This is a genomic window from Streptococcus caledonicus (assembly GCF_042656225.1).
GTDB lineage: Bacteria > Bacillota > Bacilli > Lactobacillales > Streptococcaceae > Streptococcus > Streptococcus caledonicus.
Window position 1 is genome coordinate 65,074 of record NZ_JBHSOJ010000015.1, and the last position, 25,652, is coordinate 90,725.

The 25,652-nt window shown below is 39.9% G+C and carries 18 protein-coding genes and 1 pseudogene; 3 read left to right on the forward strand and 16 right to left on the reverse strand.

Features of this window, described 5'->3' with window-relative positions; genetic code table 11:
• Positions 1 to 348, forward strand: a pseudogene (locus tag ACFPQ3_RS02155) (transposase); the annotation flags it as partial.
• A 467-nt stretch (positions 349 to 815) separates the two neighbouring features.
• On the opposite strand, the gene trhO reads toward ACFPQ3_RS02155, so the two are convergent.
• Positions 816 to 1,802: an oxygen-dependent tRNA uridine(34) hydroxylase TrhO gene (trhO, locus tag ACFPQ3_RS02160; RefSeq protein ID WP_156807107.1), complete on the reverse strand. Its 987-nt coding sequence runs from the start codon at positions 1,800 to 1,802 to the stop codon at positions 816 to 818.
• Between the two features lie 234 nt (positions 1,803 to 2,036).
• On the opposite strand from trhO, the gene ACFPQ3_RS02165 reads away from it, so the two are divergent.
• Positions 2,037 to 2,342 (forward strand): hypothetical protein, encoded by a 306-nt coding sequence (locus ACFPQ3_RS02165; RefSeq protein ID WP_156807106.1) that lies wholly within the window; start codon positions 2,037 to 2,039, stop codon positions 2,340 to 2,342.
• Between the two features lie 30 nt (positions 2,343 to 2,372).
• Here the strand turns inward: ACFPQ3_RS02165 and addA are convergent, their stop codons facing one another.
• Genes addA through rexB form a run of 3 tightly spaced genes read right to left on the reverse strand, consistent with a single transcriptional unit; the run spans position 2,373 to position 9,937 of the window.
• On the reverse strand, positions 2,373 to 6,047 hold the full coding sequence (gene addA / locus ACFPQ3_RS02170) for a helicase-exonuclease AddAB subunit AddA (protein WP_156807105.1): 3,675 nt from the start codon (positions 6,045 to 6,047) through the stop codon (positions 2,373 to 2,375).
• Positions 6,037 to 6,657 (reverse strand): DUF1349 domain-containing protein, encoded by a 621-nt coding sequence (locus ACFPQ3_RS02175; protein ID WP_156807104.1) that lies wholly within the window; start codon positions 6,655 to 6,657, stop codon positions 6,037 to 6,039. The genes addA and ACFPQ3_RS02175 overlap by 11 nt, the downstream gene beginning before the upstream one ends.
• On the reverse strand, positions 6,647 to 9,937 hold the full coding sequence (gene rexB / locus ACFPQ3_RS02180) for an ATP-dependent nuclease subunit B (RefSeq protein WP_156807103.1): 3,291 nt from the start codon (positions 9,935 to 9,937) through the stop codon (positions 6,647 to 6,649). The genes ACFPQ3_RS02175 and rexB overlap by 11 nt, the downstream gene beginning before the upstream one ends.
• Positions 9,938 to 10,169: 232 nt before the next feature.
• Between rexB and ypfJ the strand changes: the two genes are divergently transcribed.
• Positions 10,170 to 11,081: a KPN_02809 family neutral zinc metallopeptidase gene (gene ypfJ, locus ACFPQ3_RS02185; protein WP_156807102.1), complete on the forward strand. Its 912-nt coding sequence runs from the start codon at positions 10,170 to 10,172 to the stop codon at positions 11,079 to 11,081.
• An 86-nt stretch (positions 11,082 to 11,167) separates the two neighbouring features.
• Here ypfJ and ACFPQ3_RS02190 read toward each other — a convergent pair whose 3' ends face one another.
• From ACFPQ3_RS02190 to ACFPQ3_RS02245, 12 genes are all read right to left on the reverse strand, one after another.
• Entirely contained in the window at positions 11,168 to 11,587 is a 420-nt protein-coding gene (locus ACFPQ3_RS02190) for a F0F1 ATP synthase subunit epsilon (protein ID WP_121834303.1), read from the reverse strand.
• A gap of 12 nt (positions 11,588 to 11,599) precedes the next feature.
• Positions 11,600 to 13,006 (reverse strand): F0F1 ATP synthase subunit beta, encoded by a 1,407-nt coding sequence (gene atpD, locus ACFPQ3_RS02195; protein ID WP_156807101.1) that lies wholly within the window; start codon positions 13,004 to 13,006, stop codon positions 11,600 to 11,602.
• A 218-nt stretch (positions 13,007 to 13,224) separates the two neighbouring features.
• The gene (locus ACFPQ3_RS02200; RefSeq protein WP_156807100.1) at positions 13,225 to 14,106 is read right to left on the reverse strand and encodes a F0F1 ATP synthase subunit gamma; all 882 of its coding nucleotides are present in this window, start codon (positions 14,104 to 14,106) and stop codon (positions 13,225 to 13,227) included.
• 13 nt (positions 14,107 to 14,119) lie between these two features.
• Entirely contained in the window at positions 14,120 to 15,628 is a 1,509-nt protein-coding gene (gene atpA, locus ACFPQ3_RS02205) for a F0F1 ATP synthase subunit alpha (protein WP_156807099.1), read from the reverse strand.
• Between the two features lie 20 nt (positions 15,629 to 15,648).
• A complete protein-coding gene (locus tag ACFPQ3_RS02210) occupies positions 15,649 to 16,182 on the reverse strand; it encodes a F0F1 ATP synthase subunit delta (RefSeq protein WP_156807098.1) in 534 nt (177 codons plus the stop codon).
• Positions 16,182 to 16,688, reverse strand: a complete 507-nt coding sequence (gene atpF / locus ACFPQ3_RS02215) for a F0F1 ATP synthase subunit B (protein ID WP_156807097.1) — start codon at positions 16,686 to 16,688, stop codon at positions 16,182 to 16,184. Before atpF ends, ACFPQ3_RS02210 begins: the two co-directional genes overlap by 1 nt.
• Before the next feature lie 20 nt (positions 16,689 to 16,708).
• Positions 16,709 to 17,422, reverse strand: a complete 714-nt coding sequence (atpB, locus tag ACFPQ3_RS02220; RefSeq protein WP_156807096.1) for a F0F1 ATP synthase subunit A — start codon at positions 17,420 to 17,422, stop codon at positions 16,709 to 16,711.
• Positions 17,423 to 17,459: 37 nt separating this feature from the next.
• Positions 17,460 to 17,660: an ATP synthase F0 subunit C gene (atpE, locus tag ACFPQ3_RS02225; protein ID WP_027974710.1), complete on the reverse strand. Its 201-nt coding sequence runs from the start codon at positions 17,658 to 17,660 to the stop codon at positions 17,460 to 17,462.
• Positions 17,661 to 18,611: 951 nt separating this feature from the next.
• Entirely contained in the window at positions 18,612 to 21,017 is a 2,406-nt protein-coding gene (locus ACFPQ3_RS02230) for a glycogen/starch/alpha-glucan phosphorylase (protein WP_156807095.1), read from the reverse strand.
• An 895-nt stretch (positions 21,018 to 21,912) separates the two neighbouring features.
• Positions 21,913 to 23,340, reverse strand: a complete 1,428-nt coding sequence (glgA, locus tag ACFPQ3_RS02235) for a glycogen synthase GlgA (protein ID WP_156807033.1) — start codon at positions 23,338 to 23,340, stop codon at positions 21,913 to 21,915.
• On the reverse strand, positions 23,337 to 24,470 hold the full coding sequence (gene glgD, locus ACFPQ3_RS02240) for a glucose-1-phosphate adenylyltransferase subunit GlgD (RefSeq protein ID WP_156807032.1): 1,134 nt from the start codon (positions 24,468 to 24,470) through the stop codon (positions 23,337 to 23,339). The genes glgA and glgD overlap by 4 nt, the downstream gene beginning before the upstream one ends.
• A complete protein-coding gene (locus ACFPQ3_RS02245) occupies positions 24,460 to 25,599 on the reverse strand; it encodes a glucose-1-phosphate adenylyltransferase (protein WP_156807031.1) in 1,140 nt (379 codons plus the stop codon). Before ACFPQ3_RS02245 ends, glgD begins: the two co-directional genes overlap by 11 nt.
• Between the last annotated feature and the right edge of the window lie 53 nt (positions 25,600 to 25,652).

Here is a 25,652-nt window from a genome sequence, read left to right on the forward strand (position 1 = left end):
GCTGAAGTTGGTGTTGAGATGAACCAACTTCCAACAGTTGGTCAATTAAGTTCTTGGGCTGGGTTATGTCCAGGAAATCATGAGAGTGCTGGTAAAAAACGAAGTAACCGAATAAGACATGGTAATGCTTACCTAAAAAAGTGCCTTTGTCAAGCTGTCTTTGTGGCTAGACGACAAAAAGGCAGTCCTATAGCTGAACGGTTTAATCGATTAAAATCTAGAAGAGGCCCACAAAAAGCTAATATAGCTATTGCTCATTAGTTACTTAAACTAGCTTATATTCTTTTGTCTTATCAATTGACTTATTCTGAATTTTGCCAACAAAAAAGATTGTTAGAGACGAGCTAACAATCCAAAACTAAAAATTTTTCGCCTATATTGTAACATAGGGGAGGAAGTTTTGCACTTTTTTTGAAGTTTTCGTATAAAAATATCTCAACCTTTTCTTTTTGAGAGTAATAACAGATTGACGCAGTGGTTGATTGGAGGTCTGCAACTGGACACTTCTTCATTTTCAAGTGTCCACCTCAAATAGTCTACTGGACTATTTGGGTACCACACAATCGTTAGCGGCCATCCTATACAAATGTGATGAACATCGTTCATCTTATTTCCAACCTCCAAAGGTCTCCCAGACCTTAACGATTGAGACGAACTTCGTTCGCCTTATTCCCCACCTCAAAAGGTTCCCCAAACCTTTTGAGCTATACGGAGGTGGTGAAAGTGTTCAGTAGACAGTTTCAGCCTGAGCTTAGAAATCAGAGAGCGAGGGGAAGTCAAGACTTCGACATCATGACTTCTGTCCCACTATCGTTTTACGCCATGACCACTTCTGGTAATGTTTCACCAATCGCTTCTAAACGTGTTGCCCATTCCTCACGAGATAAGTTCTTTTCTGCTACATAGCGGTTGCGTTCATGAGCACGACACTCAGCAGAGCAACCACGAACATACTTGCTTTCCGTTTCTTCTGACATGAAAATTTGCTTGTTGCAGTATGGATTCGCACAGTTGACATAGCGCTCGCACTCCTCACCAGTAATGTAGTCACGTCCGATAACAGTTGGATTCACACGATTAACAGGGACTGAGATACGCTCGTCAAAAACATACATAGCACCATCCCAAAGTTCACCCATCACCTCTGGGTCTTTACCATAAGTGACAATACCACCGTGGAGCTGACCAACATCTTTGAAGCCTTCACGAACCATCCAACCAGAGAATTTCTCACAGCGGACACCACCCGTACAGTAAACTACCACACGTTTTTCCATAAATTTTTCTTTGTTATCACGGACCCATTGTGGTAACTCACGGAAGTTACGGATATCTGGACGAATTGCACCACGGAAGTGACCAAGATCATATTCATAATCGTTACGGGTATCAAGAACGACCGTATTCTCATCCAAAAGAGCTTCTTTGAATTGTTGTGGATTAAGGTATTCACCTGTTGTTTCCAATGGGTTAATATCACTGTCAAAATCGTTGTCTTCTAAACCAAGGTGAACGATTTCTTTTTTGTAACGTACAAACATTTTCTTGAAAGCATCTTGGGGTTCCTCGTCAATTTTAAACCAGAGATCTGCAAAACGCTCATCAGAGTGTACCCAGTCCATGTACTTCTGAGTTGTTTCATAGTCACCAGAAACAGTACCATTTATTCCTTCGTCAGCAATCAGAATGCGACCTTTCAGACCAATTGATTTACAGAAATCAAGGTGCGTTTGAGCGTATGCTTTCGCATTTTCAATTGGAACATATTTATAATAAAGTAATACACGGATGTTGTTCGACATGTTTTTCTCCTTTTTCTCATACGAGTTCATAGTAGGTTTCTATTATATCGTGCTTTGACCTCCTTCCAAAGGGTTTTGCTTGTGGTTTTTTTCACAAAGGTAAAGCAAATTATGCTACGGTATCCAATCGTTAATGCGATAATTTTTGGTTTTTTAGAAACGCAGAGCAGATAGTTTCACATTCCCCACCGCCTGTGGTATAGTGGAAGTAAGAAATTCCAAGGAGACATTCCCATGACCTATGAACTATGCCTAGAATACGGTACCTACCCATTAACCCCAAAGGATGCCTATGCTGACGAACGCAAGGCAATCCCTGATTTTATCCAAAATGACCATGAGCTCCTTGATAAGTTAGAAAGAATGAACGACCTCTTCCACCAACTATTCTTAACAATTGAGTGTCAATTCCACTATATCGGTTCAGACCAACCAGAAAAAATTGCTGAAGTTAAAGCCTTGTACGAAGAAATTGCTGACCACCTCCACAACAACTATTCTGACTACAATATCCATATCGAACATTTTGTCTTACATTAAAAAATCGAGCTATACGGCTCGATTTTTTGATTAGTCTATTCTCACGATTTCAAAAGTCTCACCACCCAATAACACTAGGTATTTGTCAACCTTAGCAATCCCATAAGATTGGCTAAGTGCCTGAGCGTAGAGTGCCATTTGATTTTGGTAGCGTTGGATGATACCATGACTGTTTGTGAATTTATCTGTCTTGTAATCAAAAAGGACAATATGGTCCTCATAAAGAAGATAACCATCAACAATTCCACGGACAACGAATTCTTCACCACTACTCTTATCCTTAGTGAGCATGGCAAAGGGGGCTTCACGATAGAGTTTATCGGTATTGGTCATTATTTCCTTACCTAAATCCGTTTCAAAAAAGGCTAAAATCTTATCTGTTTTCACCTGAGCTTTGACTGTTTTATCTCCTTGAACAGTTTGAAGCGCCTGTTTAATGGCTGATTCTGTTATAGGTTTAGTCATATCTAGGCGTTGCATGAGCTCATGGGTTGCTGAACCAACTGCAGTAGCCGTCTGAGAAGTGCCTGTTTCAAAATTAGGTAGGGCAAAAATTAATTTCTCCTGCTTACTCTCAGCAACTGCTTTTCCCATCACTTCAAGACCATCGGTATCCATAATCGGCTCATAAAACTGCTTGATTTCACTTGGAGTTCTTAGGGTTGGTAGGTTAATGGCAGAGCGGTATTTAGTGTTGATGTCATCCACTGATTTAAGAATAGTCAGTGCCCTTTCAATCTCTGCAGACTGACGATTTTGAGACAAATCATCAGGGTGAATTTCCTCGGTAATCTCTAGTCGCCCAATTTTATCAGAAACGAGCTCCGCTTGATCAATATAAACCACATCAAAAGCCAACTGTTCTGTTTTAAAAGCTGCTTCTACCGATAAGAACCAATCTTGAAAGGTCGTCATCTCTTCTCGTTGCCATGATGGAAGAAAACCGTTTTTGGAATCACCATTATATTTACTTGATAGTTTTTCTTGGCTCCCCTTTCCAATAAGGTACAGTCGTTTCTCTGCACGTGTCATACCGACATAGAGAAGCCTCATCAGTTCAGACAGAGCAGAAATTTTAGTCTCTTTTTGATTCCTTTGAAAGGGAATGGTATCCAATTTGACCTGAAGCTTAGGTAAGCGCGTATCCGAGAAATCTGCTGTCATATCTGCTAAATATCTAATACCAATCCCCTGGTCTCGACTGAGAATGACACCTTGATACTGGTCACTAGTTTGCGCATTGAAAAAGGATTTATCGGCACCTAGGATGAAGACATACTTAAACTCTAATCCTTTTGATTTATGAATCGTCATGAGTTGCACCGCATTTTTAGGGGGCGTCACTTCCACATCCGCTAAATCATGCTCGCTGGCTAAAATCCTATCAATCAAGGTGATAAAACGTGACAAACCTTTAAAACCAGATTTTTCATAGGCATGAGCTCGAAGAGCTAAAGCATAAAGATTAGCTTGTCTCTGCTCTGCGCGTGGTAAGGCTCCGACATAATCGTAGTAAAAACGATCATTATATATCGTCCAAATCAAATCATAAAGCGCCAATCTTTTTGCTAAAGACCGCCAAGAAAGGAAGGTCTCCATAAAAATATCCAACTTTTTCTTAAGGTCATCTGTCACCAAGTCTGCATGAGCACCGCGTCTCTCCTGAGCAAGCTCTAGTTTGTCATAAAAATCACCGTGCTTAGCTTGAACAGCTATCCTAGCGAGGTCATCCTCGTCAAATTGGAACATGGGTGAGCGCAATAGAGCAACCAAGGCGTAATCATCTAAAGGATTATTAATCGCACGCAGGGTATCCAACATAATCATGACTTCAAGAGATTGGAGATAGTTACTTTGACCGCCATCAGCTACCAGTGGAATCCCGTGCTTCTCAAATAAAGACAATAGCAAATCATTTCCTGTACGACTCCGAACAAGGAGGGTCATATCCTTAAATGGAACCTTTTCGTCGTTGTGAAGACGGATGATTTCTTTGAGGACAATAGCGATTTCACCTTGAGAAACCGTACTTTCATCAGTGGCTTCTGTTTCCTGGGAGTCACTACTATCTGTGTTATAGACAAGCAACTGCGTCTTATTTTCAAGTTTTTTTTCTTTTTGCCCATCGGAACCTGCTATCAATACATGTCGGTCATCATAGCGAATATCGCCCACTTTTTCATCCATGAGGTGACTAAAGAGATCGTTAGTAGCATCCAAAACTTCCGAGCTGGAACGGAAATTTTCCTTGAGCAAAATCAATTTACCGGCATCTGGATTTTCTTGAAACAGTCTAAATTTTTGATTGAAAATCTGAGGATCTGCCTGACGGAAACGGTAGATAGACTGTTTGATATCACCCACCATAAAACGATTTTTCCCATTTGACAAAAGTTCTAACATACGCTCTTGGATATGGCTATTATCTTGATACTCATCGACCATCACTTCGTGGAAACGATCTTGATAAGACCTAGCCACCTCTGGAAACTCTTCTAAAATCTCAATAGCAAAGTGCGCAATATCATGGAATTCAAAAGCATTTTCCTGTATTTTCGCTTGCAAATACTGACCAGAAAAATCCGCGACAAAATCCTTCAAAAGTTCTAGTAAAGGTAGGGTTTCTGGTTGATATTTTCTCAAAAATGCAGCCTCCATCAGAGCCCGCTTCGCTTCTAAAAAAGGCGACAAATATGTTGGACGCTCTTGGTTATACCCCTTAGCAAACAATTTGAGTTCTTCATCTTTGACATTTCCTACCCGCATAGTTATTTGGCTTGACAATGCAACTATTTTCTCCAACTGCTCAGCTACGTAGTCCTGACTAGCCAACACATCAAAATCAGTCAACAAAGCCAAGAGGTCTTCAACCGCTGTCAGGTATTTATAAGATTTTTGAAATTCCTTGGTCACCGTTTCATAATGGTGTTGGAAAAACGCTATCGCTTCAGAAATTGCTTGATCCAAAACACTCGGACTCAAAAAATCAGCAAGATAACTAGCCAATTGGTCTTCAATTGGCGTCTCATTAGCAACTAAAAACTGATCAGCTAACCAACTTTTGGGACTGGCTGTCGCCTGGCTAAAGTAGTAAATCTGATAAACCAAGTCACGAAATTTATTACTACTTTTACTATTGCCAGAAAAATTTTTCACTAAGCGTTTGAAAGTCTGAGCATCTTTTCCAGTCATGTAATCTGAAAAAAGATCCACATAGACATCCTGACGCAGTAGAGCTTGTTCAGAAGCGTCAGCCATGATCCTAAAAACAGGAGAAATCCCTAGCAGATAACCGTATTGACTCACCAATTTTTGGGTAAAGGCATCCATGGTTCCGATATCTGCAGTTGGCAATAGGGCTAATTGCTCTGACAAATAAGCCTTTGTCTCCTCGTCTCTTGTTTCTTGAAGAAGCTCCAGCAAACCAGCCTGCAATCGTTCTTTTAATTCCCCAGCAGCCTTAACGGTAAAGGTCGAGATAAAAAGTCTATCAACCGTTACACCGCGACTAATCATGTCCAAAATGCGTCGTACCATGATAAAGGTTTTTCCTGAGCCCGCTGAGGCGGAGACCAAGATATTTGTCCCGTTACTATAAATTGCTTCGATTTGCTCTGGGGTCAGTTTTCTAGGCTTATCAGAAGCCAGTTCCTCTACCACACGCGCAGCAATTTCCTCAGATGTTAAAAAGGGTTTAATTCTCATCATCCTCTCCCTCATCTGGTGCTTGACCTTTATGAGCCTGCCATTGGCAATCTAACAGGGCAAAGTCAGAGAAAACAGCCTCAAAGGACGATTCCTCTGGTGAGCAGGCATAGATTCCAAATTGAATAACTCCCTGCGCCTTTGCCATGTGACAAATTCTCATTTGATGAAATGTCACACCATCCAATGAATTTTCAATGCAAAAATCATCACCACGACGGCTAAAACGGTACCACATCACTCGTTGAGAGGTATCAATTTCAGTAGTCGCCCAATCTGAATACCCCCCATTGGTCACCACACTACCAAGATGCTGAAAAGCCTCATTTTCATACTCAACTGATGCTTTTAACCAATTCTCACTGTCTAAGTACATGACAATACCACACTGATCAAAGCGGTGTTGAGCTCCAGAAAAATCCGTTTTGACGACAAAGCTAAAAAACTGTTCCCCCGTCTCCATCTGAAACACAGGCGCATTATCATTACGGAAATGATAATAAGTCCGTTGCCACAAATCGGTATGTGGCTGTGTTGTTACAGTTATTTCATGTTCTGAAATACAATACATTTCTGGCTCTCTTGTCCAAGCCCAATCCTTAAAAATCATTTTCTTCTTCCTCTATTCCCATTAAAGACAATGCCTGTGTTCGATCAATCCCTCTTCCTTTTCGAGGAAGTTTTTTCAAACGTCGTGCATGAGTCAGCATATGCCTATCGGCTTCAAAATGTGTAATATTTTTCAACTGTTCTCCCTGTACTGACTTAAGATCCGATGTATAAGGGTTAATTGCAAAGCTACCTGAACGAATACCTGTTGTCGCCTCTTGGAAGAGTTGCTGATTATATGCCAACAGAGTTTCTATCTCCGCCTTGTCATACAACTGATTCGTCAGACTATAGGGTCCTTCTGCCAGATGAGCTTTTTCTCCCTTTGCAAATAACCCCTGATAAGTCAGACTAGTCAAATGTTGCGTCAGAATATCCTCAGGAGCTTTCAAGTCAGACATCTTAACCGACGGAGATTTCATATGAAGATACATAGCTCCAAATAACTGTTCTGTCTCAATGCCGTAACGCTCTTTCAAAGCCTGCAAATAGGTTACCAATTGGCTATTCAATCCATTGTAAAACCGTTCCAAATCAAATTTGATCTCACTCGACTTGTAATCTACAACTCCCAAACTACCGTCAGAAAGCCTATCCACACGGTCAATAATCCCATTGACCTTGACCTCACTCCCAATATCAAAACTAAAACGTTCTTCTTGAGATAAAATATCCAGCTGACGCTCATTCTTGAAAAGACTAGCTGTACTTCTAGCGACATCCTCTAGGATGCTTCTAGCCAGTTGGCTTTCTTGATCATCATCACTGTAGGTAAAGGCAAAGCTCGGCTCTTCATTTGTCTCTGCGATAGCTTTTTCCAAAGCCCCATCAAAATCCTCAGAAGCTGGCGCTTCGCTAAGTAGGCGCTCCATGACCCTATGCAAATACTGACCATGAATACTAGCGTCTGGATGAATAGATATCTTCTCCTCCAAGCCTAAAACGTAACGAATAAAATAAAGGTATTGATTATTATAATAAGTGGATAAACCAGAGATTGATAAATGAATGGGCTCTTCAAGAGGAAAACGCACTTCCATAACTTCAGGCGAAACTCGGGTCGTTTTAACCTCCTCTAACACCGTCGGAATAAGAAGGGCTTTCTCTTGTAATTTTTGACGTAAATAACGAACGGCAACTGACCAAAAGGTTTGCTCTTCTTTGGTTAACTTACGATCTAACTCGCCACGATTGATAGCAAGGGCTGTCGCCAAAACATCCTTGTAGTGCCCAATTTTCTCCCCTTTTGCCTCAAAATGTAACCCACGTTCCTCACTTGGTACACCCAATGCTTTTAATTCTTTCAGATAGGGAGACAAATCACTACTGCCATCACCAGACAATTCTGGACTGGATAACACCAAAGCCTTAGTGGCTGAATGATAAAGTGATAAGGCTGTAAAATGATTTTTCTTGAGATTTTCATGTGAAGCAATGTCAAATTTAGCGGAATCTCCAGTTACTTCATTCAAATGGCCTCGCTCCTCATCTGATAAGAGAGATTGATTCACGGTCAATTTTGGAAAATTAGCCTGCGTTAATCCTAAAGCAAACACATAAGGGGCTGAGTGTGGTTCAATCAAATCATAAGATTTCACCGTAACCACATCGACCGTTGCAGGCACTGTACGATACTGGGCTGCCATCATACCAGACGTTAATACTGACAAAAATTCCTCTACAGAGAGACTGTCTTCCCCAAAAATCTGATAGAACTGCTCTAACAGTTTAGAAAAAGTTCCCCAAACCTGCTCATGTTGATCACGTTCTTTAGCATCAACCTCTTCAGTCAAAACTGATAAATTAGACATCAGCTGAATGGTTTCAAAGAAATGGCTGAGCTTAGTCAGAAGATTTTTTCCTTTTTGCTTTTTAGCTGATAAAAGTCCTGTCAAAGCAGTCATCAACTGACGGCGCATGCTATTTATTTGCTCCAAATCATAACGATAAATCTTTGCTGTCGTCCCATCCTCATGTTCCTCTGTTCGAAGCAAGATATTTGCCGTGAAATCACGATTAAACTTGTTAAAACCAGTCACATCTGCATAGCGGACGTACTGTTCAAAACGGTCAATGCTTTTCTGTGAAAATGACCCAAACAGACCCGATTTAATCAGATTAAGTAAATCTTCTGCACGGTAATTATAGCGTTTCAGACGACACAGAGCATCTATGATGTTAACGAGAGGGTGTGTCGACATGCTCTCAGCCTTCCCAATATAAAAAGGAATATCAAACTTATCAAAAATTTTAGCGACCTGTAACTGATAGCTCTCGACATCGCCAAGTAAGACCCAGATATCCTTATAACGGACTCCCTTACTCAAGAGATAACGAATGCGCTTAGCTACCTGAGCGATTTCTTCACGCTGATTAACCACCTCCCAGATGGTAATAGCCGCCTTATCCTCTTCCAAAAAGACCTCGTCCGTCTCAGTAAAATCATGCTGACACTCCACCAGACGACTCAGACGAGAAAAAGCAGTCTCAGAGACATCCTCACTAGGGAGATAAATTGGCTTTGTAGCGTACGCCTTTGCTAAAGAACGGATAAAATCAATCGAAGCCTGATAGCTATTTCCTACCGAAAAATTGGCTGCATAAGCTTTCTGGCTCATGTAGGTACCAATAACTAGCTCTACCCCTTTTTGATGTAAGAGATTAACCAATTGCTCTTCCTCTGCTGAAAAACGAGAAAAGCCATCAATAATGACTACCATCTCAGACAAAGCCCCATCAAGAAGCCCAGACTTAATTTCTTGAGCAAAATGACTGAGATTGGTCTGATTATCAAAATCATGTTGGCGTAGTAAATCCTCAACCGCTATAAAAATCTTCAACAGATCTGACCGCTTAGCTTGATTATCCAACCCTTCCAAATCAATAGGAGACATGTTAGATGATTTCATTTCTTGATAAAGGTCCACTAATTGCTTGATAAACTGAATATCTTTTTTTAATTTGCCATAAATCTGCAAATCCCCTTCATCAAAACGAGACAAGGCTCGGTAAAAAATCATGGTCAAACCCATTTCATCAAGACTTTCCCTGGGTAGTGCCTTATTCAGTAAAAAATAGCGAGCCATTTGCCCAAAACGTGTCACCGTAATCCTAAAAGAAGCGCCTTGTGGTAAATTGGCTAAAACCTTTTTCTCCTTCTCAAACGACAACGAGTTGGGAGCAATATAAAACACACGCTTGCCAGCCTCCGCAAACTTCTGCGCCTCCCTCGTCAAAATAATCGTCAAATCTTGCTTAATATCCGTATATAGAAGTTTCATCTGATCCCCCATTCTGTCTCTCTATTATAACAAAAAACGCTTTGCTTTTCTGTTGTCAAATGTTGCACTTTACTAGGCGAAATCCGAAAATTCAAGTATAATAAAGATGATTAATATGAAGAAAGGAATGTTTTCGTTTCCCGTAAACAAAGCATGTCCTATAAGATTACGGTAGCTATAAAATAATTTAAAGTTTGCTCCCATTAATCCTTATAGGATTACACTCAACGCTATGAAAATTGATGATTTAAGAAAAAGTGATAATATCCGCGACCAACGTGGACAGGGGTCCTCTGGCGGCGGACTTAACATGGGCGGAGCTGGCAGCAACCTTCTTCTGCACCTCCTCTTCTCACGCACAGGATGGAAAACAAAAATTGTTCTTCTTGTCTTGCTCCTCTTTCTGGGTGGTGGCTCAGGTCTTGGCAATATCCTTGGCGGAACCTCAAGTAACTATCAATCTAGCCAAGTTAGGCATTCTGGTACGTCAACGGTTACCGATAAAGATGGCGAATTTATTTCAAAAGTTCTCGCCTCTACGGAAGATTACTGGCATCAAGAATTTAAACGTAACGGCCTTACCTACGAGGCACCAAAATTAGTTCTCTATACAGATAACACTACAACAGGCTGTGGTGCAGGTTCTGCTAAATCTGGTCCATTTTACTGCTCAGCTGATAATACCGTTTACCTCGATTTGAGCTTTTACGGAGATTTAAAAACCAAATACGGAGCCCCTGGCGATTTTGCCATGGCCTATGTCATTGCCCATGAAGTCGGACACCATGTTCAAAATCAACTTGGGACCATGAGTAAATACGCCAGTGCCCGTCGTGGGCTATCAGAAAAAGAAGCCAACAAACTAAATGTCCGCCTTGAACTCCAAGCTGACTATTATGCAGGTGCTTGGGCAAACTATGTTGACGGACAAGGATTGCTTGATATTGGTGATATTGAGGAAGCCATGACAGCCGCGCACTCAGTTGGTGATGACCACTTACAAGAACAAGCCTACGGACGTGCGATGCCAGATAGCTTTACTCACGGAACTTCAGAGCAACGTAAACGATGGTTTGACCGAGGTTATAACTACGGAGATCTCCAACACGGCGACACCTTCTCAGTCAATGAAAATAGTCTGTAACCTATCATTTTCTAAAAATGTTATTAATCCATTATTGCAATCTAAAAAGCCATCGGATACTTCACTGATGGCTTTTTATACTCAACTTATTGATGGGTTCCTACATTAATCCGATTAAGGGCACGCTGTAATGCGACTTTAGCACGACGCACTTGGTCTATATCCTTGGTAGATTGAGCTTCTTCTAGTTCACGTTCCGCACGGATTTTTGCACGCTCCGCACGACTAACATCAATATCTCGCTCACGTTCCGCAGAATTAGCTACAATCGTCACAAAATCATTTTTGACTTCGATGATACCACCATTAATAGCAACCCAGTCCACATGATTATCATCGTCAATACGACGAATCTTCATCTCGTGGACGTCTAGAGAGGCAATAATATTAAGGTGACCAGGCAAAATCCCCATCTCCCCATCTGTGGTTCTCACAGAAATATAGTTAGCATGGTGGTCGTATTTGATACCATCAGGTGTAACGACCTGAACTGTCATACACGTCATCCACAGACCTCCTTAATAACCCATTTTCTTAGCCTTTTCAATCACATCACCAATTGGTCCAACATTACGGAAAGCATCTTCAGGTAACATGTCGTGTTTTCCTTCAAGAATTTCTTTAAAGCCACGAACTGTTTCTACTACAGGTACATAAGAACCTGGCTGACCAGTGAATTGCTCCGCTACGTTAAAGTTTTGTGATAAGAAGAACTGAATACGGCGCGCACGACTAACAAGCACTTTTTCATCATCAGACAATTCATCCATACCAAGAATAGCAATGATATCTTGCAATTCACGGTAACGTTGCAAAATACGTTGAACTTCTGTAGCCACTTGATAGTGTTCCTCACCAACAATTTCTGGTGAAAGGGCACGTGATGAAGAGGCCAATGGATCAACCGCTGGGTAAATCCCCATTTGTGTCAATTTACGCTCCAGATTTGTCGTTGAATCCAAGTGAGCAAAGGCTGTCGCTGGTGCTGGGTCTGTGTAGTCATCGGCAGGGACATAAATCGCCTGAATTGATGTTACAGAACCTTTTTTCGTTGAAGTGATGCGTTCCTGTAATTGCCCCATTTCAGTCGCCAAAGTTGGTTGATAACCAACTGCAGATGGCATACGACCAAGAAGCGCTGAAACTTCTGAACCTGCTTGAGTAAAACGGAAAATGTTATCAATAAAGAGAAGGACATCCTGACCTTCGACATCACGGAAATATTCAGCTATTGTTAAACCAGTAAGAGCGACGCGCATACGTGCTCCAGGTGGTTCATTCATCTGACCAAAGACCATGGCTGTCTTTTCAATAACACCAGATTCTTTCATTTCCCAGTAGAGATCATTACCCTCACGGGTGCGTTCACCAACACCGGTAAATACCGAAATACCACCATGCTCTTGGGCAATGTTATGAATCAATTCTTGGATAAGAACTGTTTTACCAACCCCTGCTCCTCCAAAAAGACCAACCTTACCACCTTTTAGATATGGAGCAAGCAGGTCAATAACCTTAATACCAGTTTCTAAAATTTCAGATGAAGTTGATAATTCATCAAAAGCTGGCGCTTTTTTATGAATCGGTTCACGCTCTGCATTTTCCCCAAAAGGCTCCTCAAGGTCAATGGTATCTCCAAGGACATTGAAAACACGACCTAATGTTTCTTTACCAACTGGCACTGAAATTGGACGACCTGTATCCAAGACTTCAAGTCCTCGAGTTAAACCATCTGTAGATTCCATAGCAATAGTACGAACCATACCATCCCCCAATTCGAGGGCAACTTCAAGAACAATCTTTTGATTCTTATCCCCATTTTTATAAACAACAAGGGCGTTATTTATCTCAGGTAATTTATCACCAACTGCAAACTTAACGTCTACAACTGGGCCAACAACCTGAGCAATTTTTCCTGAACTCATAATTAAGATACAAAAGCCCCAAAGAAAGTGTTTTTAGAATACCTCTTAAATTCAGCTTATCCCACTTAATTTAAAGAGAATTTTCATACACCTTCAGGGCTTGTTCAATTTGTCTTGTCAAAACAGTGGCAAGTACAACTGAACCATCCTTTCTGTTAATTTTGTAAAAATCCATTCAATCGACACGAATTTTTAGATGATTTCTAACAAAAGAGAAATTATTCAAGGGCATTAGCTCCCGCAACAATCTCTGTAATTTCTTGCGTAATAGCTGTTTGGCGAGCTCTATTGTATTGAATCGTCAAATCACCAATCACTTTTTCTGCATTATCAGTCGCTGTCTGCATGGCGGTCATGCCCGCAGCATGCTCTGCTGTCTTTGCATCAACAATGGCACCATAAATCAAACTCTCTGTGTACTGTGGTAACAATTGCTCTAAAATCGCTTCACGGCTTGGCTCTAATTCAAAGCCTGTCACACCTTCATCCGTAGCTTCTTCTGCTACAAGATCTGAAAGAGGCAACATTTTCTGAACACGAACTTGACTGGTCAAACTATTAACATGGTGATTGTAGCAGACATACAACTCATCAAAAAATTCCTCTTTATACATTTCAACTGATTGAGAAATAATGCGACTCACCTGATCAAATGAGGGTTGGTCTTCAAGACCACGCATTTCAAAACAAACTGGCAAGCCTCGTGTTTTGAAAAAATCAGAACCGATTGATCCAATTGAAATAATAGCGTAATCTTCAGCCCCCTCTTCGTGATAATCAGCAATCAGCTCCAAAACGGCTTTAAGCAGTTTGGCATTATAACCACCAACAAGTCCCTTATCAGAGGTTATCACAATATAACCAGTCTTTTTAATAGGGCGTGAGGCTAGCATAGGATTATCAGAACCTGATGTCAATTCTGTTTTTAGAAAATCAGTTGTAATTTGACGAATTTTAGCTGCATAAATCTGATAATCTTTTGCTGCTTGCTCTGCTTTCACCAATTTAGCGGATGATACCATCCGCATAGCACTGGTAATCTTACTGGTCTTCTCTGTTGAAAGAATTCTCGCCTTGATTTCACTAAGAGATCCTGCCATTAGTCAGTCCTCCTTATACATTAAAAAATGAATGATCTTTGAAATCTTGAATAGCAGTATCCAGTACCCCATCTTCAGGCAAATCTTTTGTCATACGAATAGTATCAAAGATATAACTATAATGCATATCGAAATAATGATACAATTCCTCTTCAAACTTTAAGATGTCATTGACTGGAATATCATCGAGGAAACCATGAGTCAAAGCGTAGAGAATAACAACCTGTTTTTCCACTGGAAGTGGTTTGTGAATTGGTTGTTTAAGCACTTCTACCGTACGACGACCACGATTGAGTTTGGCCTGAGTCGCTGCATCAAGGTCAGAACCAAACTGCGTAAAGGCTTCAAGTTCACGATAAGACGCAAGGTCCAAACGAAGGGTACCAGCAACCTTTTTCATTGCTTTGATTTGAGCTGAACCACCAACACGTGAAACTGATGACCCTGCATCAATGGCAGGACGAATACCAGAGTTAAAGAGATTCTCTTGCAAGAAAATTTGACCATCTGTAATCGAAATCACATTGGTTGCAATATAGGCTGAGATATCTCCTGCTTGGGTTTCAATAAAAGGCAGAGCAGTGATTGAACCGCCTCCCAAGTCATCAGATACCTTAGCTGAACGTTCAAGCAAACGTGAGTGGAGATAGAAAACATCTCCCGGATAAGCCTCACGACCTGGTGGACGACGAAGAAGGAGAGAAAGTTCACGATAAGCGACAGCCTGTTTTGACAAGTCATCATAGACAATCAAAACGTGTTTCCCTTGATACATAAACTCCTCTGCCATTGCCACACCCGCATATGGAGCAATGTAAAGCAACGGTGAAGGTTGTGAAGCAGATGCCGTCACAACAATAGTATAATCAAGGGCACCGTACTTACGCAGGGTCTCAACCTGAGTACGAACCGTTGATTCTTTTTGACCAATAGCAACGTAGATACAGATAACATCGTTGTCTTTTTGGTTTAAAATAGCATCAACCGCAATAGAAGTTTTACCTGTCTGACGGTCACCGATAATCAACTCACGTTGACCACGGCCAATTGGAACTAGGGCATCAATTGCCTTTAAGCCTGTTTGCATTGGCTCAGAAACTGATTTCCGTTGCATTACACCCGGTGCTGGAGTCTCAACAGGTCTAAAGCCAGTTGTAACAATCTCACCAAGACCATCTACAGGTTGTCCCAAAGGATTAACGACACGCCCAATAAGCGCTTCTCCAACTGGAACTTCCATAATTTTCCCAGTACGTTTTACAATATCACCTTCACGGATATCTGAGAAATCACCGAGAATAATAATCCCAACATCCGTAGCTTCAAGGTTTTGTGCCATACCATAAGAACCGTTAGCAAATTCTAAAAGTTCCCCACTCATGGCAGCATTTAGACCACTGGCACGAGCAATTCCGTCACCAACGTAAGTTACGATACCGGTTTCTGTGATTTCAAAATTGGGTTGAAAGTTATCAATTTGTGCCTTAATAAGGGCACTGATTTCTTGTGCATTTATAGCCAAGCTTACACCACTTTCTATCTTTACAATTTTTGTTTAATTTCTTGAATTTGTGTCCGCACACTGGCATCAATAATTTGGTTATTGACTTTAATAATAAAGCCACCAATAATTCCATCATCTACTGTTTCAAACAGATGATGGGTTTTAATGGAAAATTTCGATTCCACAATTTGACGAATACGTTCTTTTTGAGCTAAGGTCAATGGCTGAGCAACCACCACTTCCATATCAAAAATCTGAGTCTCCTCACCAATCTTCACAAGAACTTCTTGTAAAACTGGCAAAATCATACCAAATTCTTTTTCTGCAACAGCAGTATCTAAATACGTATTTAAAAGAGGCGATTCGGGCCGACTCAATTTATGAAGAAGACCTGCTTTTTCAGTTGCATCAAACTTATCAGAGCCTAAAACAGAGTCCAATTTGGTCTCAGAAAAAATAGCAATAAGATCTGAAGTATTTTCATAAAGAACCGTCAGCTGATCACGAAATTTAGCGTTCTGAACCAATTCTTGAGCATACTTGTGCACTAAGGCTTCTTTCTTTAAGTCCATTAGTTTTCTCCTAGACGATCTAGATAACGGTCAACTAAAGTTTCTCTCTCAGTTTCATTCAGTTTATGTACCAAGATACGCTCTGCCAAATCAATTGCTAATGCAGCAATCTCCTCTTTTGCAGATTCAACTGCTTCCACTTTAATGGCTTCAGCATCTTCACGCGCCTTATCTTTGATAGACTGTGCTTCTTCTTTAGCTTGGGTTAAGATGGCTTCTTTATCGTGAGCAGCCCTAGCATTAGCTTGACCAATAATCTGACTTGCTTCAAGACGACTATCTTTTAGGACTTGTTCTTGTTCGCTAACATAACCTTCTGCTTTAACACGAGCTTCCTCTGCCTTTGCAAGGTCATCAGAAATCTGCTTAGCACGGTCATCAAAAATACCAGTAATTTTCGACCAAGCAAAAATACGAATCAAAATCATCAACGTTAGGAATGAGCCTGTCACAATGATGAAATTACCTAAAAGCGTTCCTACTGAAACACTATGCATTACTAACATGAAAAACTCCTTACACTTTTTTAATGTCCATGTCCATTAACCTTATTGCTGAGATATAATGATGTCAGCATGGTAAAGACATAAGCTTGTAAACAAGAGACAAATACTGAAAAGGCTATCCAAAGTATCGTTAAAAGAACTGATACCGGCTGCCAAAGAATGTGAGAATGACTTAATTGTACCAAAAGACCAATCAATACTTCCCCTGCAAAGATATTTCCATAAAGACGCAACGCCAAAGAAAGGAAATTTGCAAATTCTTCAATAATGTTCATCGGTGTCATGTATGCTGGAGTAACAAATGCTTTAAGATAGGCTTTAAAACCACGTTGACGAATTCCTTCAGCGTGACAAAACACCGTAACAATCAAAGATAAACCAAAGTCAAACATCATATTTGCCGTTGGTGACATCCAAAGATTCTCACCTGACGCAGATTCTAACTTCGTTACAAGACCAATATTATTTCCTATTAAAAGAAACATAAAGAGACTAAATAAAAAAAGAAGGTATTTCCGAGAGTAACTTTCTCCTAGATTTCCCTTAGCCACACCATAGACAAACTCATAGGCGTACTCTAAAACATTCTGTTTCCCAGAAGGTCTTAACGTCATCTTTCTACTGGCCCAAAATATAAAACCAAAAGTTAAGACTACCGTTAATAGAGACATGCTCAATATGGTGAGGTCAATGACAATTGGTCCTAAGTGGACACTTGGAGTTGAATGATCCATTGTCAATTCTCCTTATCTATTATAAACTGCCTTTGCTTTAACCCATTGCAAAAGCCATAGCAAGCGTGATAAAGAACATCCCTTCAATAAAGGCAATTCCCAAAAACATTGTTGTTTGGAATTTTCCGAACATCTCAGGCTGGCGAGCAGATGATTGCAAAACACTACTTACCAAGAGACCAATACCAACCGATCCCCCAAGAGCAGCTAAACCGAGCGCCAAAATACCAAGATTCATTAGAGTTTCTCCTTAAAAAATTTTTTACCTAGCCATTTTAGTCCTATTTCTTTCAAATGTCAATGAAATATCAGAATTGATGGCGCTTTCGTTTCGATTTAGTCTAGGTTCTTTGACCAACATTGACTAATATTATGCTCATTCAAAATTAAAATGAAACGGTGTTGACTAAAAAACTATTCCTCAGATGGTGAGGGACGAAAGCAACAGTCTTCCAGTCTCTGTAGTGGTTAAAGTCATGGTAGCTTTGTTGTTATGGCAGGGCAACTTGAAAACTCTAGACTTTAAAATTAGCCATGACATCAAAAGTTCGTACTAAATTTAAAATTGTGGACCTTATATTATAACAATTGGAGGGGGTTAGATATCTCTTACTGTAGAAATGCAACCAGATTTATAATTTATATTTGAGACTAACCTCCTGTTCAGAAATAGTATTCACCAGTTAACATTTTTATCGTCAGCTTAAAATGCGACTACAAGGTCGCTCAAAACAGACAGTTGCCACCGTGGTCAAAAGAGAACGGAGATTTTAGGCTTAAAAATAAGCAATGGAACTCCGTTAGAATGTCTTGATGCCAACTTTAGTTCCTACCTCAAAAGGTCTCCATACCTTTGGATCGTCCCTACCACATAAGACTAACTGTCCAGAAAATGGTGAATACAAGTTATCAGATTTTGATTTAAAATGAATATTACTAGCGCGCCAACCACATAAGGAGACTGGAGAAAAATGTTTTTATCTTTGCCTAATTTTGATTTTTATAGAGTATTAAACAAACATACTAAGATTAATAGTGAGGAAATCTCCAACGGTAAAGAGTACTCACTACTTTTTCTTTATGTTAAAGTAGAGGTGTCTTGTTAAATCGTACTCCCTTTAGGCGCTAGACGTCGCATAACAAACAAAAGAGAGGTTGAAATTCTTGTTCCACCTCTCAATCACTATAGTTATTTTTTCAAATCCCAAATATCTTCAGCATACTCAGTAATGGTGTCATCTGAAGTAAACTTGTGCGATTTTGCGATATTCATGAGACTAACACGAGACCAAGCTTTTGGATCACGATATAGCTTATCAATACGTTCTTGAGCCTCAACATAAGCGGTAAAATCTTCAAGCAAGAAGTATTCATCGTTGTGTGTGATGAGAGCCTCATAAATTTCTGTTCCTTCACTCTGAGCGTTTGGAATAGTGCCATTGACAAAACTATCAACGACACGGCGAATAACTGGGGTACTCTCATATAGACCGCGAGAGTAATAATCATGTGCTGCATAGTGACGATAAACGGCATCCTTATCCATACCGAAGATAACGATATTATCGTCTCCAACTTCATCCTTGATTTCAATATTGGCGCCATCAAGTGTGGCAAGTGTTACTGCACCTGTCATCATGAATTTCATATTAGATGTCCCAGAGGCTTCTTTAGAAGCAAGAGAGATTTGTTCTGAGACATCTGCTGCTGGGACAATAAGTTCAGCAAGGCTTACATTATAGTTTTCAAGGAAAACAATTTTGAGTTTATCCTGAAGTGAAACATCATGATTGACAAGATTAGCAATTTCATTGATTAATTTAATCACTGATTTGGCAAAATGGTAGCCTGGTGCAGCTTTAGCCCCAAAAATAAAGACGCGAGGAACCATATCTTTATCTGGATTATCTTTCAAATCATGGTAAAGTTTAAGGATATGAAGAACATTCAGCAACTGGCGCTTATAAGCGTGAAGTCGCTTAACTTGAACATCAAAGATAGCATTAGTAGAGACTTCGATACCCGTTGTCTCTTTAATGTAGGCTGCAAGACGCGCCTTAGCTTCTTTCTTCACTTGATAGAAAGTATTAAGCACTTGTTCGTCGTCAGCATAAGCAGTTAATTTTTCTAGTTCATGGATATCCTTGCGCCATCCTTTACCAATGGTTTGATCAATAGCTTGTGACAATTCTGGGGCCGCAATTTGCGTCCAACGGCGTTGAATAATACCATTGGTCTTATTATTAAATTTCTCTGGATAGAGCACATAGAAATCGTGAAGCGTGTCTTCTTTTAGAAGTTCCGTGTGCAATTTAGCAACACCATTGACGGAATGCCCACCAATAATGGCAAGATTGGCCATGTGAATTTGACCATTTTTCACAATACGAGTACGTTCAATCAAACCAGCATCAGTATGATTTTGTGCCAAATTTGTAACAAAACGATGATCAATTTCAAGAATAATTTGGTAAACGCGTGGTAAAACATGCTTGAAGAGGCCAGCATCCCATTTTTCCAATGCTTCTGACAAAATGGTATGGTTGGTATAACTCATGGTTTGAACAGTCGCATTCCAAGCTGCATCCCATTCTAATCCATAATCATCAAGCAAGAGGCGCATAAACTCTGCTGGTGCTACCGCAGGGTGGGTATCATTAATGTGAACAGACACTTTTTCGTGAATCTTTTCCAATGGCAATCCCATTTTAAGATAAGACTTGATAATTGTCTGAAGACCGGCACTTGTCATGAAGTATTCTTGAATCAGGCGAAGCTCTTTACCTTCATAGCTGGTATCATCAGGATACAAAATTGCTGTGATATCTTGCACACGACGCCTAGCTTCTAAGGTTGGATAATATAGCTCATACTCTTCTGGAATTTCAACATCCCAAAGTCGCAAATTGTTGATCACATTGTTTTCAAAGCCAATTTGTGGGACATCATAAGGAACTGCGCGAAGAACTTGAGCATTGTTATGAACCGGTACAATACGTCCTTCTTCATTAGATTGAAGATAGACATCACCAAACAGTTTGACATCAACAACATCGTGATCTTTGCGAACTTCCCAAACATTTCCAATTGACCCAAACCATGAATCTGGTAATTCGACTTGATAGCCATTAACAATGCGTTGTTTGAAGAGTCCGTATTGATAGCGCAAGCCATTTCCAAAGCCAGGGTAACCAGTTGTCGCCAATGAATCCATAAAGGCTGCTGCTAAACGACCAAGACCACCATTACCAAGCGCCATATCATGCTCTGCTTGTACCACTGCCTCAAAATCAACATCAAGGTCCGCAAAACCTTCTTTAACAAGGTCAAGAATCCCTAAGTTGAGAAGATTAGTTTCAAGCATACGACCTGGTAAAAATTCAATTGAAAAATAGTAGGCTATTTTTTCCTGCCTATCAGATAATTTATGATTACGGGCAATCCAAGTGTCTGTATAATATTTGCGAATCAATTTAGCTAAAGTTATGAAAAGTTCAGAAGGTGTTGCGCGTGGGACCTTAATTAGTTGCTCTTCATGTAATGTATCTTTAAAGTCACGAATAAATTGTTCTTTCGTTAAATGTTTGAGTTCCATAAAAACCTTTCTAGTTGGAAATTATTGACTTTTTATATGATCTATCTAATGATCTTAGAAATTGACTATATTTCCCCATTGTGCTAGTTATTTTCTTTTTAGCACTTATCCTTGTGTGATGCGGGGCGCTTCAAAGGTCTGGGAAGACCTTTGAAGCGCCGTGGTAAATGAAGCTGGCGAAGTCAGCATCAAAACCTCCTATGGAGTTCCATTCCTTTTTGGCAAGCCTAAGTCTTGCCAACCCTATCGAGAGTGAGACAGAATATCCCAACCTCTTAAATTTTAGTGCAGAGATTAATTTGACGCAGTGGTTGATTAGAAGTTTACAACTGGACACCTCTTCATTTTCAAGTGTCCACCTAAAATAGTCCACTGGACTATTTTAGTACCACGCAATCGTTAGCGGCCGTCCTATACGAATGTGATGAACGTCGTTCATCTTATTTCCAACCTCTAAAGGTGTCCCAGACCTTTGGAACTGTGCGGAGGTGGGAGTGAAACTGTCCAGTGGACAGTTTCAGCCTGAGCTTATAAACCAGAGAGCAAGGAAAATCGAAATCGTCATTTTGTGGCGATTTAACGATTTTTGTCTCACACACTCTCACCACTGCAGAAAGTGCTGGATGTGGCGACTTCGTCGCCCTTGATTACTGTATCTGCATATAGTTATACTGTTTAAGTGATATCTATGTAACTATGTAAAAAAGAAACTCAAACAATAGTGTTCGGTAGCTTCAGATACCTCTATTATTTGTAATGCAAGTCTGTTGAAATAAATTTAACTGGCACAATAGGTTATACTTATAAAAAATAGAAAGTCTCTTTCTCACTCATTATATCTAAAGAAACACCCCTTGTCTTTTGGAAAGGGATGTCCTTCTATCAACGTTCGTCATTAAAGCGTTTTATATAATTCCAGATAAGCTTCACATGCTGTGTCCCAAGAAAAATCTTTAGTCATCGCATTAAGTTGAAGTTGTTTCCAATCTTCTGGATTATCATAATAGATGTCTAAAGCTAATTCAATTGTCTTACACATCCAGTAACTTGAAAATTCTCCAAAGCTAAAACCTGTTCCTGTCTTATCATAAGCATTATAAGGTTGAACAGTATCACGAAGACCACCTACCTCTGATACAATTGGTAGTGTTCCATAACGCATCGACATCATTTGTGATAAACCACATGGTTCAAACGCTGAAGGCATGAGGAAGATATCTGAACTAGCATAAATTTGTTGCGCCAATTCTAAGTCAAAGGTGATATTAGCAGATACTTTATCTGGATAGGCATTACCAAACCATGAAAAGGCATTTTCATATTCCGCATAGCCTGTTCCTAAAAGAATGATTTGGACATCATTTTGCAAAATATTATGCAATTCATTGACGACTAAATCAAATCCTTTTTGATCTGTAAGACGAGAAACCATACCAATAACAGGGACATGTTCACGAATAGGTAATCCTAAGCGTTCCTGCAATGCTAGTTTATTCTTTGTTTTACCAGATAAGTCGTTGATTGAAAAATGATGTGGAATAAGTTTGTCCGTTTCTGGATCGAAGAGTTCCGTATCAATACCATTGACAATACCCGTTAATTTGCCTGATTCCATGCGCATGATTTGGTCAAGACCTTTACCGAAAGCTGAGGTTTTAATTTCCTCCGCATAACTTGGTGAAACCGTCGTGACACGATCACTATAAAGCACCGCAGCCTTCATCCAGTTGAGACAATTATTCCAACGCAATGTACCATCAACATAGCGTTCATCTCCAACACCAAAGAGATCTCCGAGCATACCAGAATCAAATTGACCTTGAAACTCGATGTTATGAATGGTAAAAACTGTTTTAATGTCCTTATAGGCATTAATCCAATGGTACTTCTCTTTTAAAAGATAGGGAATCATCGCTGTATGATAATCGTGGATGTGAAGAATATCTGGAATAAAGTCAACTTTTTCCATCATTTCTAGCGCAGCTAATTGGAAGAAAGCAAAGCGTTCACCATCATCCCATTCTCCGTAAACTTTTCCACGGTGGAAATACTGCTCATTGTCAATGAAATAAAAGGTGACCCCGTCCTGAATAATACGTTTAACACCAACATATTGACGGCGCCAACTAAGAGTGGTGTAAAAATAGAGAATATCCTCTACTTGATCCCCAAATTTATGAGCGACAAGATCGTAATAAGGTAAAACAACTGCGACTTCATGCCCTTTTTTAATAAGGGATTTTGGGAGTGCTCCAATAACATCTCCCAACCCACCTGTTTTGGCAAAAGGCGCTCCTTCTGCCGCTACAAACATGATTTTCATTGAATAATATCTCCTGTGATTTCAAGATTTTTTGCAATAACAAGCGGTTTTTCAGCTGAACCACGAAGCGTCACACCCGCTGGTACGGTAACATTCTTATCAATAATGGCATATTCAACTGTGGCTCCATCTCCAATTTTTACTTTAGGAAAAACTACAGAATGAGCTACTGTTGCTCCCTCTTCAACTCGACAAGAACGAGAAATAATGGAATGCTCAACCGTTCCTTTTATAATCGAACCAGATGCAAATTGCGAGTTCGTTACCGTTGACATGTCATCAAAGTAAGTAGATTCTTCATTTTTTACTTTTGTGTAAACTTTTTGATTGCCGTAGAAAAGGGTATAAAATTTCTGTGAATCAAGCATGTCCATATTGGCATCATAGTAAGATTTAACAGACGTAATGTTAGCGAGATAACCAGTGTGTTCAAATGCCAATGCACCAGCTTCTACAATTAAATCGCGGAGTACAAAACGAATTTTACGTGGATTCTCTTTTTGAGCTTCCTCTTCTAATTTTTTAATCAGATAAGGTGTGTTTACCACGTACATATCTGCCGACATTGGAACCGGCTCATCACTTTTCTCAACAGCAATTTTCCCAACAACAGTATCTTTTTCATCAATGGCAAGAAGCTCATTATCAGATGAGAGACTTGATTTTGCTACTTTTTTATAAATAACAGTCATTTCACGCTTATTCGCTGAATGCACATGAAGAACCTGTTTTAAATTGATATTGGCTAAGATATCACAAGACATGTAAACCGTTTGATCTGAACCAGAACGTTTCAAATAATTTAGAATTTGGTCATAGTAATCAGCATCTGCAGTCTTGCTCTCATCATCGGTATTATAAAAACCTAAGAAATAATGACTAAGAAGGGTATTGAGACCCCATTCACGTCCTGAGCGAATATGGTCAAAGATAGATCTAATATTTTGACCACGGAAAATACCGTAGACACTTCTGATACCAGCATTTGCAATACTAGACAACTGGAAGTCAATCAAACGATATTTCCCATCAAATGGCAAGTTAGCCAATGGTCGATTCGCTGTCAAGCTTTCCATATCTGGATAACCGATCGTATTTCCTAAAATAGCTGTGTATTTATCAATCTTCATTTGGCACCCCCACTACTTCATCGTAGCCTACTACTTGAACATCTTCTGTTCCATCAATTTCAACATTTTCACTAATAACTGCACCTTCGCCAATAATAGCACGTGTAATCTTGGCACCAGCTTTTATCGTTACACCACTCATGATGAAACTATCTTTAACCACTGCACCTTCTTCAACTTTAACATTCGTTGACAAGATAGAATGATCAACATCACCAGCGACAAAACAACCATCGACAACTAGACTGTCTTTGACATTTGCAGTATCAGTAATAAAGTTTGGTGGCGCAATATGGTTTTTAGAATAGATTTTCCAAGAACGGTCTCGACTATTGAGTTGATTGTCTTCACCGATGTATTCCATATTGGCTTCCCAAAGTGATTCAATGGTACCAACATCTTTCCAATAACCCGCAAAGTTGTAAGTATACACGGCCTCACCTTGATCAAGATAAGCCGGGATAACATTTTGACCAAAGTCTGACATGTCCACACCATTTTTTTCAGCATCTACCAACATTTTACGGAGTTTATCCCAATTGAAAATATAAATCCCCATAGAAGCTTTGGTTGATTTTGGATTAGCAGGTTTTTCTTCAAATTCAACGATACGGTCATTAGTATCTGTATTCATAATACCAAAACGACTAGCTTCCTTTAAAGGAACATCAATAACCGCAACAGTCAAGCTAGCTTGATGGTCTTTGTGGGTTTGGAGCATATCATCATAGTCCATTTTATAAATGTGGTCACCAGATAGGATTAAAACGTATTCTGGATTAATGCTATCAATATAGTCAATATTTTGATAAATGGCATGACTGGTGCCTAAAAACCAACGGTTACCTTCTGTAGCTGAGTAAGGTTGTAAGATTGTTGCTCCACTATCAATACCATCTAACCCCCATGAAGAACCATTTCCGATATGGCTATTGAGCGCAAGGGGTTGGTATTGGGTGATAACACCGACATTATTAATCCCTGAATTGGCACAATTTGACAAAGCAAAATCAATAATACGGTAGCGTCCACCAAATTGCACAGCTGGCTTAGCAATGCTTTGAGTCAACTTACCAAGACGAGTTCCTTGCCCACCGGCAAGGATTAGGGCTAACATTTCATTTTTCATATTGTTTCCTTCCTTCGATGAAAGTACATTGTGAGACTATTCTTAAGCTAGAG